This window comes from Algoriphagus formosus, assembly GCF_002807035.1.
Taxonomy (GTDB): domain Bacteria; phylum Bacteroidota; class Bacteroidia; order Cytophagales; family Cyclobacteriaceae; genus Algoriphagus; species Algoriphagus formosus.
The window spans coordinates 697,342-714,855 of the sequence record NZ_NIUC01000001.1; the positions used below are offsets into that span (position 1 = coordinate 697,342).

General features: G+C 42.1%; 15 protein-coding genes. 8 read left to right on the top strand and 7 right to left on the bottom strand.

Features of this window, described 5'->3' with window-relative positions; genetic code table 11:
• Positions 1-43: 43 nt before the first annotated feature.
• Positions 44-2,221 (bottom strand): acylase, encoded by a 2,178-nt coding sequence (locus CDH51_RS03130; protein WP_100627212.1) that lies wholly within the window; start codon positions 2,219-2,221, stop codon positions 44-46.
• A 629-nt stretch (positions 2,222-2,850) separates the two neighbouring features.
• Here CDH51_RS03130 and CDH51_RS03140 point away from each other — a divergent pair.
• Positions 2,851-3,984, top strand: a complete 1,134-nt coding sequence (locus CDH51_RS03140; protein ID WP_317045921.1) for an alanine racemase — start codon at positions 2,851-2,853, stop codon at positions 3,982-3,984.
• A gap of 1,521 nt (positions 3,985-5,505) precedes the next feature.
• On the opposite strand, the gene CDH51_RS03145 is transcribed toward CDH51_RS03140, so the two are convergent.
• Complete coding sequence (locus tag CDH51_RS03145; protein WP_100627215.1) at positions 5,506-6,396, bottom strand: aldo/keto reductase; 891 nt, start codon at positions 6,394-6,396, stop codon at positions 5,506-5,508.
• 116 nt (positions 6,397-6,512) lie between these two features.
• On the opposite strand from CDH51_RS03145, the gene pfkA reads away from it, so the two are divergent.
• Positions 6,513-7,487 carry a 6-phosphofructokinase gene (pfkA, locus tag CDH51_RS03150; protein ID WP_100627216.1) on the top strand — a complete coding sequence of 325 codons (975 nt, stop codon included), beginning with the start codon at positions 6,513-6,515 and terminating at the stop codon, positions 7,485-7,487.
• Between the two features lies 1 nt (position 7,488).
• The gene (locus CDH51_RS03155) at positions 7,489-7,824 is read left to right on the top strand and encodes a LemA family protein (protein WP_100627217.1); all 336 of its coding nucleotides are present in this window, start codon (positions 7,489-7,491) and stop codon (positions 7,822-7,824) included.
• Here CDH51_RS03155 and miaA read toward each other — a convergent pair.
• Positions 7,802-8,719 carry a tRNA (adenosine(37)-N6)-dimethylallyltransferase MiaA gene (gene miaA, locus CDH51_RS03160; RefSeq protein WP_100627218.1) on the bottom strand — a complete coding sequence of 306 codons (918 nt, stop codon included), beginning with the start codon at positions 8,717-8,719 and terminating at the stop codon, positions 7,802-7,804. The two genes, CDH51_RS03155 and miaA, sit on opposite strands and share 23 nt — an antisense overlap.
• Before the next feature lie 45 nt (positions 8,720-8,764).
• Between miaA and CDH51_RS03165 the strand changes: the two genes are divergently transcribed.
• From CDH51_RS03165 to CDH51_RS03185, 5 genes are read left to right on the top strand one after another with little or no spacing between them, the layout of a single operon-like run.
• Positions 8,765-9,520 (top strand): response regulator, encoded by a 756-nt coding sequence (locus tag CDH51_RS03165; RefSeq protein ID WP_100627219.1) that lies wholly within the window; start codon positions 8,765-8,767, stop codon positions 9,518-9,520.
• Positions 9,517-9,894, top strand: a complete 378-nt coding sequence (locus CDH51_RS03170; RefSeq protein ID WP_024282166.1) for a response regulator — start codon at positions 9,517-9,519, stop codon at positions 9,892-9,894. Before CDH51_RS03165 ends, CDH51_RS03170 begins: the two co-directional genes overlap by 4 nt.
• Positions 9,895-10,173, top strand: coding sequence for a hypothetical protein (locus CDH51_RS03175; protein ID WP_026945902.1), 279 nt, complete (start codon positions 9,895-9,897; stop codon positions 10,171-10,173).
• A complete protein-coding gene (locus CDH51_RS03180) occupies positions 10,170-10,934 on the top strand; it encodes an MBL fold metallo-hydrolase (protein WP_100627220.1) in 765 nt (254 codons plus the stop codon). Before CDH51_RS03175 ends, CDH51_RS03180 begins: the two co-directional genes overlap by 4 nt.
• Before the next feature lie 53 nt (positions 10,935-10,987).
• The gene (locus CDH51_RS03185; RefSeq protein ID WP_232724730.1) at positions 10,988-12,520 is read left to right on the top strand and encodes an NFACT RNA binding domain-containing protein; all 1,533 of its coding nucleotides are present in this window, start codon (positions 10,988-10,990) and stop codon (positions 12,518-12,520) included.
• Here CDH51_RS03185 and CDH51_RS03190 read toward each other — a convergent pair.
• The 4 genes from CDH51_RS03190 to CDH51_RS20270 form a co-directional block, all read right to left on the bottom strand.
• Positions 12,510-12,881: a hypothetical protein gene (locus CDH51_RS03190; RefSeq protein ID WP_026945905.1), complete on the bottom strand. Its 372-nt coding sequence runs from the start codon at positions 12,879-12,881 to the stop codon at positions 12,510-12,512. The two genes, CDH51_RS03185 and CDH51_RS03190, sit on opposite strands and share 11 nt — an antisense overlap.
• 1 nt (position 12,882) lies before the next feature.
• Positions 12,883-13,656 carry a LytR/AlgR family response regulator transcription factor gene (locus CDH51_RS03195; RefSeq protein WP_100627223.1) on the bottom strand — a complete coding sequence of 258 codons (774 nt, stop codon included), beginning with the start codon at positions 13,654-13,656 and terminating at the stop codon, positions 12,883-12,885.
• Entirely contained in the window at positions 13,631-14,659 is a 1,029-nt protein-coding gene (locus CDH51_RS03200) for a sensor histidine kinase (protein WP_100627224.1), read from the bottom strand. The genes CDH51_RS03195 and CDH51_RS03200 overlap by 26 nt, the downstream gene beginning before the upstream one ends.
• A 93-nt stretch (positions 14,660-14,752) precedes the next feature.
• Positions 14,753-17,509, bottom strand: coding sequence for a fasciclin domain-containing protein (locus tag CDH51_RS20270; RefSeq protein ID WP_232724731.1), 2,757 nt, complete (start codon positions 17,507-17,509; stop codon positions 14,753-14,755).
• Positions 17,510-17,514 lie beyond the last annotated feature (5 nt).

Here is a 17,514-nt window from a genome sequence, read left to right on the forward strand (position 1 = left end):
CACCGACTGAAAGGAGGTGTACCTTAGGAGCCGAAGGCGACTATTATTTCCTCCTCCCCGGCTGATACCTTTCCTCCATTCTTTTTTCTACGTCTTCTCTGTAAAAGGCTACATCCTTAAAATTAGCATCTGCATAGCGCTGGGCTTGATCAAGAAAGTGAGGGGATTCGGGATCGGAACTCTGACCCCCTGCCAAAATACTCTTGGCTTTTACCTTTTCTCCAAATTCCACCACGGCTACGAAGCTATTGCCCGAACTTCCATACAATGCCTTCGTTCCTTCTTTTCGACTTGCACCATAGGAAGCCAAAGCGCCCCATCTGCCAGAAGCCAAACCAATCGGAATAAATGGTTTGGAGTCATCGTATTTCAAATCAATATCTCCACTAAGCCGCTGAAACCGGTTTACTTCTCCCCAGGCTAAGTTCCATTTTCCATAGTCTTCTTTCAATTGCTCAAGGGTCTCTTCGAAAACCCGAGCCATCTCCTTCTGAACATCCGCTTGAGAATGGGATTCCAGCACTTCATTTTCTACCAAATCATTTAAATCCCGGAATTGCCGCTGATAGTTAATCCCATAAAAATGAGCCAAGGTCATAGCTTCAGATTCCTTGGATGTTTTATAATCCCAATCCTTCAAAATTTCAGTAGCTGCTTGCAGGTCAGTGCTATTCCCATACTTTTCTAAAGCCCTCACCAATGGTGGAATCAAACGTTGAAAAGCAGGAATTACCGGGTCATAGGCCAAATCAATAAAGGAATCCAAATCTAGGTTTTCAGCTTTCGATAACACATCTACCGCATGAATTCCCCGGAAATTCTCACGATCAGGAGCCATGTAAAAAGGATAATCGGCTTCTTTGGGACTGAATTCACCGGCTGCCGTAAAAGGTGTTGAGTTACAGTTTTGAATCCAGTCGGTCGGAGGATTCAAAATGGTAATACTCTCATCCACAGTATGTAAACCCTGCCAGTCAGTTGCAGGATCGGAGCCATCCACGGGCTTGGAATAGTCAAATTTGGGATCTCTTTTTGGGATAAAGTTCCCATGGAAATAAGCGATATTTCCTTCTGCATCTGCAAATACAGTATTGTTGGACGAGTTTGTCCGGATATCCATCATCTCCCGAAACTCATCATAATTATCCAGCTTGGTCCGGGTATAACTCTGAATTAGGGCATTCACTGGATCCCAATTGATTCGTGTTGCTACCCAATTATCTTCGAGTTTGTGGGTAATTGGACCCTGATGAGTTCGGTACATGGTAAATTCCTTAGTCTTGAGCCCCTCCGAGGTTTTGTAGGAGAGTGTCACAGGAACTTCCTCAATTTCACGCTTTTCATTTCCATATTGATAAAAATACTTGCCGTTTTCTTCAGTGATCTCCTGCTTGAATTCATCGATAAAATCCACTCGTGTGGAGGTATGAATCCATCCCGTTTTCTCATTAAATCCTTGATAAACAAAAAATTGCCCCCAGGTTACTGCTCCGTAAGCATTTAGTCCTTCCTCGCTTACCACGTGAACTTCAGGTCGAAAATAGAATGAGGTATGAGGATTGATTAGCAGCATAGCATTGCCAGAAGCGGTCATATCCCCACGGATGGCAATTCCGTTACTTCCCTTCGGCTCTTCATATGGATCAGGGTGATTCAATCCATCCCCAAATTCAGAATAGGCCAAAGCCTTATTTTGTTCATAAAATGCTCTGATTCGGGAGGTAGGAATTTGCTCTATATCTCCTCCGATAGAACCCTCAAAAAAGTACATGGGAAACCAAGGTTCATAGCGCTCAATAACTTGAGTTTGCACTTCAGGATGGGTGTGCAGGTAATAATTGACCCCATCAGCAAAAGCCTGACAAAGCTCTTTCAACCAATCAGGAGCCTTTTCATATGCTGCTTTAGCCTCCGCTTCAGTCATGTAAAGATTGGCCCGCAAGTCAGAGTAAAGCGCCTCCTCTCCTTCGAGTTCGGCCAATCTACCGGTAGCCCAAATATAGTTTCGCTCTACCCTCCTAAAGTCATCCTCACATTGGGCATAAAGCAATCCAAAAACTGCATCCGCATCGCTTTTTCCGTAAATATGAGGCACTCCAAAATCATCCCGGATGATCTCCACCCGTTCCGCTTGGGCTTCCCAATTATCGATTTCAGTCGGAGCCTTACAGGCAAAAACGAAGAAAAGAAAAGCAGCTAAGAAGAAGGTAGATCGGAGCATGTTTTTGATTTTGGGTGAAAGATTAATCCGAAATATGCATTAAACATCCTATTACGAGTACAAAAAGCTTCAAAATCAACCGCTTTGCTGTATTTAGCTCGATCACCGTAGCGATGCTATGCTTCACTCGCTAAACACTTGATTTTCTTGCCTTTTGAACTCTCATTACTGATCCTAATGCATAGTCCGGATTTAAATAAAGCGAAAATTGGGAAATTTGGCTTAGAAAATTTGAAGGGCGGTTTTTCCATCTCATTCCAAGGAGCAACGATATCTCTCCCGCAAAGGAGAAAAGTAAGAAATATAACTTCGGTGAAATATGCTTCACTACTTTTAGCGAGATATTGGTCTTACCGTCACTGCGATCCCGAGGATCGGGAGAAGCAGTCTCAATAATGAAGAAAATATACCTCGCGAAATACACCATGTGAAATACACCTCACTCCGTTCGGTGAAATAAATAGTGCTGAAGTGCCAGGCCGTGGTGGACACGACTTGTAACAAGCCGGATTGGAAATCCTAAGATATGGATTCGGAATTGCATCCCAATAGCTAAGGCAACATTAAAAAACCACTCGATATTTTGGAAAATTTTGTAAGACTTCATTTTTCTATTCAAAATTTTACCTTTGAACAATCATAAACAAACCAATGCAATGGACTACCGATCTTTGATTTCCTCTCCTACTCTTTTGATTGATGAAAAAATCTGCCGTGCCAATATTAAAAAAATGGCGGATAAAGCATCTCTTCACCAAATGGAGCTGATTCCCCATTGGAAAACTGCCCAGTCAAGGACAATTGGCAATTGGGCAAAAGATTACGGCATTCGGCAAATCACGGCCTCTTCCATTAAACAGGCTGCCTACATGAGCAACCAGGGTTGGGAAAATATCCACATTGCCTTCCCCTTCAATGTAAGGGAAATACCAACCCTAAATAAACTCACAGAAAGCCAGTCCATTTCTGTGCAGATCGTCAATACCGTCACCATTTCCAAACTAGCCGAAGAACTAAAAAATCCCATCGGGTTTATGATTGAAATAGATGCCGGATATGGTAGAACGGGAGTTCACATGAGTGATTTTGGGAAAATTGATGAAATTCTTCGGATCGCAGCGGGGTCTGATAAATTGAATTTTATTGGCTTCTACATACATCCTGGGCACACCTATTACATGCCAGACAAAGAAGGAATCTATCATGAGACCCGACAGGCATTAGCCATGCTCAAATCTAAATATCAGGCTCAATTTGAAAGTTTAAAAACCCGAATCGGGGATACTCCCGGCTGCGCTGTGGCAAATGATTTCGGAGATATCGATGAGATGGGACCGGGAAATTTCGTCTTTTATGATTTAATGCAAGCAGACTTGAAAAGCTGCGAAAAATCGGATATTGCCGTTGCTCTTGCAGTTCCTGTGGTGGATATCATTCCTGAGAGAAATGAAATTTTAGTCCATGGAGGAGGTGTTCATTTGGCGAAGGATTTTTTACAAAGAGAAGATGGTCAAAAGATCTTTGGAGAAGTAGTGCTACTGAATGAAAAAGGTTGGGAAATCCCAAGTGAAACCAGCATTGTCAAAAGTATTTCTCAGGAACATGGCTTGATCAAAGCTTCGAAAGAATTATTGGAGCAAGTAAAAGTGGGAGATCTCATAGGAATTCTTCCTGTTCACTCTTGTATGACCGCCGATGCGATGGGCGCATATTTAACCTTGACTGGAGAATGGGTGGATCATGCCGAAAAGAAGAGTTTTTGAATCGACGATTTACGAAGTACGAATTACGAAATACGGCATTTTGCCTCAATTGAACTGAAATCATTCCTCTAAAGTTCTTCTTCTCGCTCGGTAGTTTTAATGTCGAATGATGAATTTTGAATGATGAATATCGAAGTTGCCTGCTGCAATCAGGTCTCGAATTTAGTAAAAGTGCTGAAGTGCCCGTCCGTCGCGGCGGACACGACTTATTACAGCCCTACCAGAGGCAGGCAGGCCAGTATGAGCGAAGAGGAACGATGAGCGAAATGCTGGGTAAAAAAGAAATAAAATTACCCCAGCGCTAGCCCTCAGTTCTTAATTTTGAAATCATCTTAAATTGATAGCAAGAAGGAGAAGGATTTAAAAACGCAGTCAGGAGACTGCATTATTCAAGGCACAAGCCTACCTGAGGCAGGTAAATCCTGAGACCTGCCCGTCCGGCAGGCAGGCTTGCGCCAAGAAGAGCGAAATGGTGTCAAAGGAGAAATTCACGAAGGTAAAAAGACCCTGAAGGGGTCAAACTATTAATAGCCCCAGGTAAGCAAGACGAGGTACGAGGCGAAGCGAAACCTGGGGTTTAAGGATAAAATTTCATCCCCAGCGCTGGCCCTTGATTTTGAGTTAGAAGTAGAAATGATATGCCAGCAAGACGGAAAGGAGTTTAACAGTAAACATTTTTATAGACCAACCCGTCATAGTTGATTTTTGCGAGTTCTTTCTTGATACTTTTTAGCCAAAAAGTATCCAAAAGGCCTTGGCCCGGACTTTTCTTCAAATCGCCTCTAACAAATCGGAAAGGCAAAAATTTAATTGCGATTTGATTTTTGAAGGACTCTGAAATCTAAAAATGGGCGTCTCTGAAACAAGCCTGCCTGGCGGTAGACAGGTTCAGAGCTAGCCCATTTTCTTAACGATTTCCTCGCCTTACAAAAACCGAAAATCCCGTAGGCCATCCCAAATACTCTAAAAATCCCACCCTACTTATGAAAGGTAAGGCAATGCATGGAGAACTCTTTATAAATACAGGCACCCAAAAACAGCGAAAAAGAGAGTGTTGAAGGCACGACTTATAAATGCTCTTGGTAAGCCTGCCGTGATAGTTCGGGGACCTAGCACAGGGGTTTAGAAATCACAAATTGACCCCAGCGCTGGCTCTTAATCTTTGATTTAGAAATGGCACTACAGTCCCAGCAAGAGAAAGTAAAAGCCTGAAAAAAATTCGGTGCGTGATGACCTGTCTACAGAAGGTAGGTACGAACGGCGACGAGCCAAAAATATGCTCCTTTCAGTCGCGAAATATAATCGGCTTCGCCTCCAAAGATACACCTCTTTTCAGTCAGTGAGATAGGCATTATATCTTGGTGTAGCCATATCTTTCTAAATCTGCGAAGCTATCTTTTATTCCTTTACTGAATTGAAGGGGTAAGATTTTCGATACGTCCTATGCCTTTTTTGACCTAAAAATATTTCTCTGAATGCACTCTTTTCGATTGACATTTTAATTTAGAATTGCACTCCACCTTATCTGTGGGCCTCATACTTTGAAACGGGGATTCTATCTCGCAATTCCTGAATCAAACTACTCGGAACTTCTTGGCTTAACTCATAGGCCTTCGCCAAGCGACTCACCTGCTCTACCGAACTCGCACCTACTGAGAGCGATGCAACAGCAGGCTCTTCCAAGCCAAAACGAATCAAAACAGCCTGAGGATCAAACCCACTTCCATGGATTATCTCTCGTATTTCCTCAACCTCTGCTTTTGAAAAGTTTAAATACTCCTTTCGAGGCTTATCCAATAAAATGCCTTTCGCCAAGCTACCTCTCACCAGAACCCTTGATTCACTCTCTCTTATCATTGGAAAAATTGACTCTTCTGGCCTTCTATCCAATGGACTGTATTGAGACATAAAAAGTGCGGGAGGATTTTTCTTAAGTACATGCCGCACCACATTGGGTCGAATTGAGGAAATCCCAAAGGCTCTGATTTTCCCTTTCTCTTTCAAAATCTCAAAAGCTTCCAAAGTCTCATCCCAAGGGTCATCAATGGTACCTCCATGAAGGAGATAAAAATCCAAATAATCAGTTTGAAGTCGTTTGAGACTTTCATCCACAGCTTTCAAAATATAGGCTTTCTTTGGATTCCAATCCCACCCTGATCCATCCGGACGCCATTCATTCCCCACCTTACTGGAAATCAACACCTGATCCCTCCGTCCTGCTATGGCCTTTCCTACATTCGATTCATTGATTCCTTTTTGATATAAGTCGGCTGTATCCAGCAAATTGATCCCAGAATCCAAGGCCTGATGAATGATTTCCAAGCTTTCCTTTGTGTTTTCGGGAAGGGACATACAGCCCAGGCTTATTTCGGGAATTTGAAAATCGGTTTTGGGAAGCTGTATTTTATTCATCACATTTTGTCATTTTGATTTATCCCCAAGTTTTCAAAATTTATGGTTTATTCATATCGGAAAATGATTCTTTCTGCCATTTATAGCTATTTTTGCGACGCTTAGAACCTATTAAAATGAAAAAAATCGCAGTTTTTACCTCAGGAGGAGATAGCCCCGGCATGAATGCCTGTGTACGTGCAGTGGTCCGTACAGCCATTTTCAAAGGCTTGGAAGTTTACGGAATCTACAGAGGCTATGAGGGGATGATTGAGAATGATATCAAGCGGATGTACACCTACTCCGTCAGCAATATTGTACAAAGAGGCGGCACCATCCTAAAGTCTGCTCGCTCAACCGAGTTTCGAACTCCCGAGGGCAGAAAAAAGGCCTATGAAAATCTTAAAGCCCATGGAATTGAAGGTTTGGTAGCCATCGGAGGAGATGGAACCTTCACAGGAGCAAAGATTTTTCATGAGGAATTCGGCATTCCGGTAGTTGGCTGTCCCGGGACAATTGATAATGATATCTATGGCACCGACTATACGATAGGTTTTGATACCGCGGTGAATACTGCTTTGGATGCTATTGATAAAATCAGGGATACGGCAGCAGCACATGACAGGATATTTTTTATCGAAGTGATGGGGCGTGATGCAGGTTTTATCGCAGTAGAGTCAGGAATTGGAAGCGGTGCCGAATTTGTCATGGTGCCAGAAACCGCCACAGATCTAGACGCAGTCGTCAAGTCCCTTAAAAATCTCCGAAAAACCAAAACTTCAAGCATTATCGTGGTGGCTGAAGGAGACGATGAGGGCAGCGCTGAGGTAATCATGAATAAGGTCAAGGATAAAATCAAAGACAAAAAGAAGGAGTTTAAAGTGACTACTTTGGGTCATATTCAGCGTGGCGGAAACCCTACGGCCCGAGATCGGGTTTTAGCATCAAGATGTGGAATGGCAGCGGTGGAAGGATTGCTTGAAGGCAAGTTTGCCTGCATGGCTGGCATCATGAACCAAGAGGTCGTATATACGCCTTTCGGAGACTGCATCGGAAAAGAAAAACCCCTGATCCAAGATCACCTGAAATTAATTGAGTACTTAAGTATCTAATATGGGCTTTATCCCGATTTTCCTTACCCTTGGAGGTGCTTGCCTCCTGTTTTTTCTTACCGTAAGAAATACCTTTCAACGGAAAATAGCGCTTGAAAAAGAACTGTTTTTCAATCTTGGGGAAAAGCTCCCTGAGTTGAAGGGGAAATCTGAAGAGTTGACTAGCAGCGAGCAGATTCTAAAACAAATCTCCGGGCTTGAATTGAATCCTAAAACCAAAAAAGAGGTTTTAGAGCTGCTCAGAGACATGAAAGTCAATCGATCGCAATACAACAAACTGATCAAAAAAGCTCCTTACAATTGGGTCGCCAAAATCAGTGGCTTTCGGCCAATTTGAAATTGATCCACTTGAGAATTTGCTCAAAATCATCTGGGTGAAACCACTGATAATCAGATTCTTTTCGAAACCAGGTCAGCTGTCTTTTGGCGTAGCGTCTTGAATTACGCTTAAGTAACCGGATAGCTTCTTCCCGATCGTACTTTCCTTCCAGGTATCTGAATATTTCTTGATAGCCTACAGTTTGAAGAGCATTCAAATGACGCTGTTCGAAAAACTGCTCCGCCTCCTCAAAAAGTCCATTGGCGATCATTTGATCCATTCGCTGATCGATCCGTTGATAGAGTTCTTCTCGATCTCGCTCAAGTGCAATTTTTAAAATTCTAAAGGGTCTTTCCACTTTTTTTCTTTTCCTGAAAGCGCTAAAAGGTTTTCCTGTACCCCGAATCACCTCCAATGCGCGCATCAATCGCTGTGGATTTTGAGTATCCACTTGGCTGAAGTATTCTGGATCCGCTTTCTTGAGTTCTTGTTGCAGAAATTCCAGTCCATTTTCTTGGTAGTCACGAATTACCTCCTTTCGGAAAGTATCCGGAATATCCGGCATATCATCTAAGCCATCGGTGATAGCTTTTGCAAAAAGCCCCGAACCTCCAGTCATGATGACTACTGATTTCTCCAAAAACAGATCCTCTAAAATTCGCAGGGCATCGCTTTCGAACTTTTTGACATCATAGTCTTCTGAGATTGAAACAGAATCGATTAAATGGTGTTTTACCTCCGCTAATTCAAGGGAAGTAGGTTTCGCTGTTCCAATGGATAGTTCTCTGTAAAACTGTCTGCTGTCGCAGGATATGATTTCTGTATTAAAATTTTTGGCTAGTTTTAGACACAAATCTGTTTTGCCCACAGCAGTAGGACCAACTATCAAAATCAGGGTCGGATTTTCGGACAATGGATCAGGAATTTTGATTTACTTTCAAAAGTCCAAACTTATAGAATGAAAAGCAAAAGCATACTAATCGTAGAGGATAACGATCTGAACCGGAAGTTTTTCGAAAATCTGATCGGTCAAATCTGGGAGTTTGAAAGTGCTCTCAACGGACGTGAAGCCATCGAAAAATTAGAAAAAAGGGATTTTGATTTGATCCTGATGGATATCCAGATGCCAGAAATCGATGGTATCACAGCCCTAAAAAGAATTCGAGAAAAAAACCTGAGTCTCAGTCCTGTCATTGCGGTAACAGCTTTTGCGGATGAAAGTGAACGGGATTCCTTTTTGAGTCAAGGCTTTGATGGCTTTATTACCAAGCCCATTCGTCCAAAAGAATTCATCCTGCAAATCCAAAAAACCATCAACGGGGAAAAGCCAAAGGTATCCAAAGCCAAAAGCCCTCTGGATGTAGATGACTTGATATTGGACAAGAAAATATTCAATCAACTTAGTAAATACAATAAACCGGAAACTATACAACAAATCTACCGTGACTTCATGGAGGAAGCTGATCAACTCCTTCCCGCTATAAATAGTGATTTTGCAGATGGGCTATACGAAGAAGTCAGCAAACACTGCCACATCATCAAGGGAAATGCCGGCACACTCGGAATCAATCGAGTGTATATTGCTGCCGCAAAAGCGGAAAAAGAAAGCCGACAAAATCAAATTTCCTCCCTTGATAAATCATTGGCTGAAATGGAGAAAGAAATCATCAGATTTAGGAAATATTTATCAGAAGAAACTATTTTTAACTCATGAGCGAAACAAAAAGAATATTAGTCGGTGAAGACAGTTCAATTATCATCAATCTAACCAAAAGTGTACTCGCATTCGAAAACTACGAAATGACTGCTGCCAAAAATGGCAAACAGGTTTTGGAAAAGTTTGAGAAAGAAGACTTTGATTTGATCCTAATGGATATCAGCATGCCTGTCTTGGATGGAATTGCTTGTACCAAGGAAATCCGTCAGATGGCCGACGAAAAAAAAGCAAAAGTACCCATCATTGCCATCAGCGGCAATATCCATAACATGACCCACGATGAATTCCGAAAGGCCGGCTTTGACGATTTTCTTCAGAAGCCTCTTGATTATGACCGCCTTTTGGCTACCGTCAAAAAATTCCTGAGTTAAATGGCAATCAAGTACACAAGACATTTTTTGGACAAACTTGAAAACTTATTCGCCTCCTCTGAGTATATTCTACGATACGAGAAGGGAAGTTTCAAGTCAGGATATTGCATCTTGAAAGACACCAAAATTGTGATTGTGAACAAATACTTTCCCCTGGAAGGTAAAATCAATGCATTGGTAGACATCCTTGGCGAATTGCAGTTTAACCCTCAAGATTTTAAGGAAAAATCTGTTCAGGACTTCCTAAAGGAACTACAACAAACCCAACTGAAATTTTGAATATTCGATTTTTAGGTACCGGTACCTCACAGGGAGTTCCAGTCATAGGCTGTGACTGCGTGGTCTGCCGGTCGGTAGATTTCAGAGATAAACGATTTCGATGCTCTGTTCACATTGAGACAGAAGGCAAAAGCTTGGTAATTGACACGGGACCCGATTTTCGGATGCAGATGCTTCGAGCCGATATTCACCAACTTGATGCAGTCATCTATACCCACGAGCACAAGGATCACACCGCTGGACTAGACGATATCCGTCCCTTTAATTTTCGCCAGAAGAAAGACATGCCTGTCTATGGTCGAAGCCAAGTACTCAATCAGATTCGACAGGAGTATTCCTATGTTTTTTCGGAGAAAAAATACCCTGGAATCCCTCAGGTTTTGCCCATTGAAATTGACGAAGAGCCATTTGAAGTGGAAGGGATTACCATCAATCCTATTCCCGTGATGCATCATAAATTACCGGTTTTGGGTTTCCGAGTGGGTGACTTCACCTACATTACCGATGCTAACTACATCTCTGAAGAATCCAAAGAAAAAATCAAAGGATCAAAAATCTTGGTCTTAAACGCTCTTCAAAAAACTCCCCACCTTTCGCACTTCACCCTAGAGGAAGCCATCGAAATGGCACAAATGCTGGGAGCTGAGCAAACTTATTTCACTCATATTTCCCACAAGTTGGGACTTCATCGGGAGGTAGAAAGTGAGCTCTCTGAGGGCATTCATCTAGCTTATGATGGTTTGATGCTATCTTTGCCTTGATGCATTTAAATTATCATTTTCTTCGCTTCCTTTGCCCTCGGCTTCAGGAAACAATGCAAGGTTTTGTGGCAGTAGCCTGCTTTTCGCAAAACAAAGATGAGCTTGTCATCGAATGGAAAAAAGAAGAGGAGACGCGGTTTTTGCGTGCACACTTACTCCCTCCGCAGATTTACTATTCTTTCCCCGAAAACTTTCAGCGGGCCAAACGAAATTCCATTGATCTTTTCCCTGAACTGATTGGTGAAAAAATAAAGTCCTGTCAGGTTTTGAGTTTTGAAAGAGCATTCTATTTCGAAATGGAATCAGGCATGGTATTGCTTCTCAAACTCCATGGTAACCGAAGCAATATTCTGCTCTACGAACCCAATCAGGAATTTCCAACCCGAGTATTCCGAAATGCGCTTTTGGAAGATAAATCCTTGAATTGGAGAGAGCTAGAGAAATCCCTAGATCTTAGTCAAGCCCAATTTGAAGCGCTCCAAGGCAATGCTTCTAAGTTTCTCCCCACCTTGGGCAAAATCCCCAGAGCATTTCTGCTCAAACAGGCTTATCCTGAGGCAAGTTTGGAGGAAAAGTGGAGTCAAATGCAAGAAATGATTGACATGCTAGACAGTCCGCTTTTCACTTTGGTTCAAGAGGATGAGGATGTCCATCTTACCCTCCTTCCCAGCGAAAATGCGATCGGTCAGTATTCTGACCCTTTGGAAGCTTTAAATGCCCTTTTTCACAAGGCTTTGGTGATTGGGGCTTTGGAAAAAGAAAAGAAGCAGCTAGCCAAAAATTATGCTGATCAAATCAAGCGAACGGAAAATTTCATCCAAAAAGCCAAGGCTAAATTGGAAGAACTCCAAAAGTCACCTCCACCTGCACAGATTGCAGACGTAATCATGGCTAATCTTCATGAATTTTCTGATGGAGTACTGAGTAAAAATCTTTTCAACTTTTATACACAGGACGAAATCAAAATTACCCTCAAACAAAACCAGAAACCTCAAGAATTAGCGGCTACCCTTTATCGAAAAAGTAAAAACCGAGAGATCGAATGGAAGCAATTGGAGGAGGCGATTGACTCCAAAGAGAAAAGGCTATCGGAATTGCGACACTTGGCAGAGCAGGTGGAGCTGATGGAAGGATTTCGGGACCTGAAAGAGTTTAAAAAGAATCATAAATCTGAAATCAAAGACGCTAAAAATCAAGAAAGTCTGCCTTTCAGACAATTCAATATTTTTGGATTGGAAGTTTGGGTTGGAAAATCATCCAAGGATAATGATGAGATGCTACGCAGGTTTGTACATAAAAATGATATTTGGCTACATGCAAGGCAGGCTCCAGGGTCGCATACCATCATCCGAAATCCAGCAGGAAACAAGATAGCAAATGCCGTTTTGGAGCGTGCTGCATCGCTGGCAGCTTACTATTCTAAATTAAAGAATGAAAGTCTCGCTCCTGTGATCTACACGGAAGCCAAATATGTGAGAAAGATCAAAGGCTCTGCTCCAGGTTCGGTCATGGTGGACCGAGAAAAAACCCTTTTGGTGAAGCCTGAGGGCCCAAATCAAGAAATTTCGGGGGATATCAAGGACTGATTCGCGGAGGATCAGGAGCTCGAAGAGAAATTTTATTGAAGCCATTGACAAGGACTACTGTGCCAACTATCCCTGTAGCCCCACCCACATACAAAAGAGCTTTGCCTGCATCTGGATTACTGCCTAAAAGCTGACCTCCGATGATAGTTACCGTGTACCCAATGGTTGCAATAAAAATCCCTGTCTTTAACTGCTTTTTGGAATTATGTAGATTGAGTTGGACCTCGTATAACTCCTGATCCATCTGGACAATAGATCTTCTCAAGGAGTCCAAATTGGCCTGTTGGGAGCTACTTTGAGCCCAGGAATTTGACATGGACAATATGCCCAAAAAAGTCACTGCAATAAAAAACCGACTCATACTATTGATTAATCCAGCTTTTGAATTCGTTTACACGCTCTCTTGCCACTACCAAGGCATCTTCTGATTTGGCGTTCATGGCAAGGGCTAATCGTCCGTTAAGATAAGGCTTGATTTCGACCAAACCATCTAAATGAATAATCATTGAACGGTTAATTCTATAAAACTTTAACGGATCTAGCAAGTCGGACTCCAATTCACTCAGGGAATGATCGATTACATATCTCACTGAAGAACCTATTTCTACCAAGTAGGTCAAGCCTTCTTCTGCATAGAAATAAGCCACATTTTCAACCGGAATAAAGACAAATTTATTGCCCAGTTTAGTTAAAAACCTCTTCTTATAACTTTTTGATGTATAATGTTTTACGATGTTATTAATAAAGCTCTGATCCAGCGATGGAGTTTCAGAATTTGGATTGAATTTCTGAGCCTTCTGAAGAGCTTTCACCAACCTCTGTTCATCTATTGGCTTAAGTACATAATCGAGGCAATTATGGTCAAAAGACTGAAGTGCGTATTCATCATAAGCTGTTATGAAAATTACGGGAATTTTCAAATCAGCCATCCCGGCAAAGGCCTTAAAACTCAAGCCATCTGCCAAATGTATGTCGCACAGGATCAAATCGTAATTGGAGATATTTTCCAATTTGGACCTAAACTCGCGGACACTTTGAACAGAATCGATGACTTTCCAATCAGAAAAATTTTGAGAAACGATGGATTTGATTCGCTTCTGGGCTAAGGGTTCATCTTCGACTAACAGTATTCTCATAGCTTCCTATCAAAGGGAGTTTAACTTCAAAAATCTTTTCCCCATCAAGAATCTCGATGGAATGATCTAAAAACCTATATCTTTCAGAAATGTTTTGAAGACCTATTCCGGTAGATTCTTCTACCGCCATTTTTGGCTGCTTGGGATTACTCACTATAAGATAGTCACCCTTGGTATATATTTCAACCTGTAGCGGCTCTGTTTCTGTAAAGTAATTGTGCTTGACAGCATTCTCTACCAGTAATTGAAGTACTGCAGGTGGAATAAGTTTCGATTTACTTTCCTCTTCAATTTCCACTTTAAAGGAAAGCGATTGATCAAATCGAATAGAAAGCAAATCCATGTAATCATATAAAAATTTAAGCTCTTCTTTCAAGGTGATGAGTTCATTCACCTTATTATTGAGCATGTAGCGATAGATAGAACTTAGCTTTTGTAAGTAGCTATCAGCCACTTGAATGTTTTCATGAATCAGCACTGACAAAGCGCTGAGATTATTAAAGAAAAAGTGGGGGTTAAGTTGTGTATTGAGTGATTCCAATCTCGCCTCAGCACTCAAAAGCTTAAGCTTTTCAGCCTCTAGATTTTTCTCACTGAATTTTTTATTGAAATAATAGATCGCATTGACACAGTTGAGGAAGAGATTTACTCTGAAGAGAAATCCCAGGGTCAAGAGGAAGTTTTGTTTGGTCAGGTCAAAAGGACCTCCAAATATTAATCCGGTTGATTTTACAGAAATCAGAGCTAGTCCGGAGATCAAAACGAAGCTTGACAAAAACTGAACTGCTAAAGGATGGACTTTTTTGAAAAGTGGAAGGGTATTTTTTTCGATTAAGTAATTCGCAAACCAAACGAGGTAAGACAGAATGATGATTAAGGGAAAAAGTTGATTTTTAGGAAGAGCAGCCTGGAATAATCTATCCCCGTCCAATATGAGAATATTGAAAAAGGAATACAATCCCAAAAGTCCCGGATAAATGAATTTATATCTATGGCTAAACATGCCCGCTGATTTCTTCCCCTGATAAGATAAATGAATGAAAAGCAAGGGTGGGGCAATGCCCTACCCCTGCTATATGGTGGTTAAATAATTCTCTTAAAGTGTCGGTAATAATACTCCGCTGATGACATGGACTACGCCATTTTCGATTGCAACATCAGCAACTACTACGTTGTAGATATTTCCAGCTGAGTCTGTTACGGTTACATTCGCTCCAGTTCTAGTCACAGTCAAGTCCTCTCCAGCAAGTGTAGGCACGGTCTGAGCGCCTTCAGCAAGGTCGGTAGAGAAAGCAACTGTAGGAACTACGTGGAAGCCAAGTACTTTTTGTAATCCGTCCAATCCGATTGCATCGATCAATTCATCAAGATCAGCTACTCCAAGTGTGCCCAAAAGATCTACAAAGGCATCATTGGTTGGAGCGAATACTGTGATAGCATCTGCATCAAGCAAAGTTTGTCCTAGTCCAGCAGCAGTTACCGCATCTAGTAGGATTGTCAAACCAGCATCTGTCGCAGCTTCAACTACATTTGGAAGATCTTCCTCAGGCAGTAGTACTCCGTCGATGACATGAACCACTCCATTTTCGATCTCTACATCTGCAGCTACCACATCATAAGTGTTACCTCTTCCATCTGTAACAGTTACTGCATTTCCATTACGAGTAACAGTCAAATCCTCTCCTGCAAGAGTAGGAACAGTCTGAGCTCCTTCAGCCAAATCTGTAGAGAATGCAACGGTAGGTACCACATGGAAACCAAGTACGTTTTGCAATCCTTCAAGTCCGATCGCATCGATCAATTCGTTAAGGTCAGCTACTCCAAGAGCTCCCAATAGATTTACAAAAGCATCGTTGGTAGGTGCGAATACAGTGATTGCATCAGCATCAAGTAGTGTTTGACCAAGACCGGCAGCAGTAACAGCGTCCAAAAGAACAGTAAGACCTGCAGCTTCTGCAGCTTCAACTAGATTCGGTACATCTGGCTCATTCGCAGTAGGTAATACCACTCCATCGATTACGTGAACAACACCATTTTCGATCGCTACGTCAGCAGTTACTACATTAAAGGTATTTCCTCTAGCATCAGTCACGGTCACATTGGCACCTGTACGAGTTACTGTCAAGTCCTCACCAGCCAAAGTAGGAACAGTCTGTGCTCCTTCAGCCAAATCAAAAGAGAAGGCAGTAGCAGGCACTACGTGGAAACCAAGGATTCTTGTAACTTCTTCAATTCCAACAGCAGCAACCAATTCCTGTAGAGAACCTAGGTTCAATGCAGCCAAAAGATCAAGGAAAGCTTGATTGGTTGGGGCAAATACTGTGATAGCTTCAGCATCAAGAAGGGTTTGACCAAGGTTAGCTGCAGTTACTGCATCCAAAAGAACAGTCAAACCAGCCGCTGTAGCTGCTTCTACTACATTTGGAAGCGAGAACTCAGGTAATAGAACTCCGTCGATCACGTGAACAACTCCATTTTCAATGGCAACATCTGCTACTACTACATTTGCTGTGTTACCCAAAGCATCTGTTACAGTCACTCCGCTTTCGCTAGCTTCAACAGTCAATTCCTGACCAGCTAGAGTTGTGAAAGTATTGGTAGCTTCTAAATCTGTAGAGAAAGCTACTGCAGGTACTACGTGGAAACCTAGGATAGTTTGAAGATTTTCGATTCCTCCGATTTTAGCAACCAATTGGTCTAAATTCTCAGCATCATAAGCGGCCAAAGCAGCAGCAAAAGCATCATTGGTTGGCGCAAAAACAGTCATTGCTTCTGCTCCTAACAAGGCTCCACCTAGATCGGCAGCTGTAACAGCATCAATAAGCGTGGTCAATCCGGCACTTTGAGCAGCTTCTACCACATTTGGAAGCATCAAATCAGGAAGCATCACACCGTTAATCACATGGACTACACCATTTGCAATTTCGATATCTGCTGCAACCACTTGAGCTGTACGTCCAAGTTGATCGATAACAGTCACAGTACCACCAGCAACTTCAACAGTGATATCCTGGCCAGAAAGTGTAGTAAAAGTATTGGTAGCTTGTAGGTCACCAGAAAAGGCTACTGCAGGCACTACATGGAATCCAAGTACAGTTTCTAAGTTTTCGATACCTCCAATTTTCAATACCAACTCATTTAAGTCAGCAGCATTGAAAACCTCCAAAGCAGCTGCAAAAGCTTCATTGGTTGGAGCAAAAACAGTGATGGCTCCCGCTGAAAGCAGAGTATTTGCCAATCCATCAACTGCAGTCACCGCATCAAGTAAGGTAGTCAAACCAGCCTCAGTAGCTGCTTCTACCAAATTAGGAGCAGGCAAGTCAATAGAAGGAATCAAAACACGGTCAATCACATGGACTACTCCGTTTTCGATTTCTACATCAGCCTGTACGACACGCGCAGTGTTTCCGGCAGCATCGATAACAGTTACGATACCTGGAGCACGGTTTACTACTAATTGTTGACCAGCTAAAGTGGTTACAACATTAGTCTCATTAAGTTGATTTGAGAAAATTGTGTTTGGCACAACGTGAAAACCAAGGATGGTTTCAAGATTCATTGGACCTCCAATTTTTTCTACCAAATCATTCAAATCTGTCGCTCCAAACTCAGTCAAAGCATTCACAAAGGCATCATTGGTTGGTGCGAAAACAGTAATTGCGTTTTGCGCTTGCAAAGTCGCTTCCAACCCAGGTATTGCTCGGATGGATGTCACAAGAGTGGTCAAACCAGCATCCTCAGCTGCTTCTATGAGCGTGGGATAAGGTAAAGGGCCTTGATAGTCTTCATTCTCACAAGCGACGAATGAAAAAAAGACGACCCCGACTAAAAGGTACTTTAAGAGTTTTGTCATAGCAT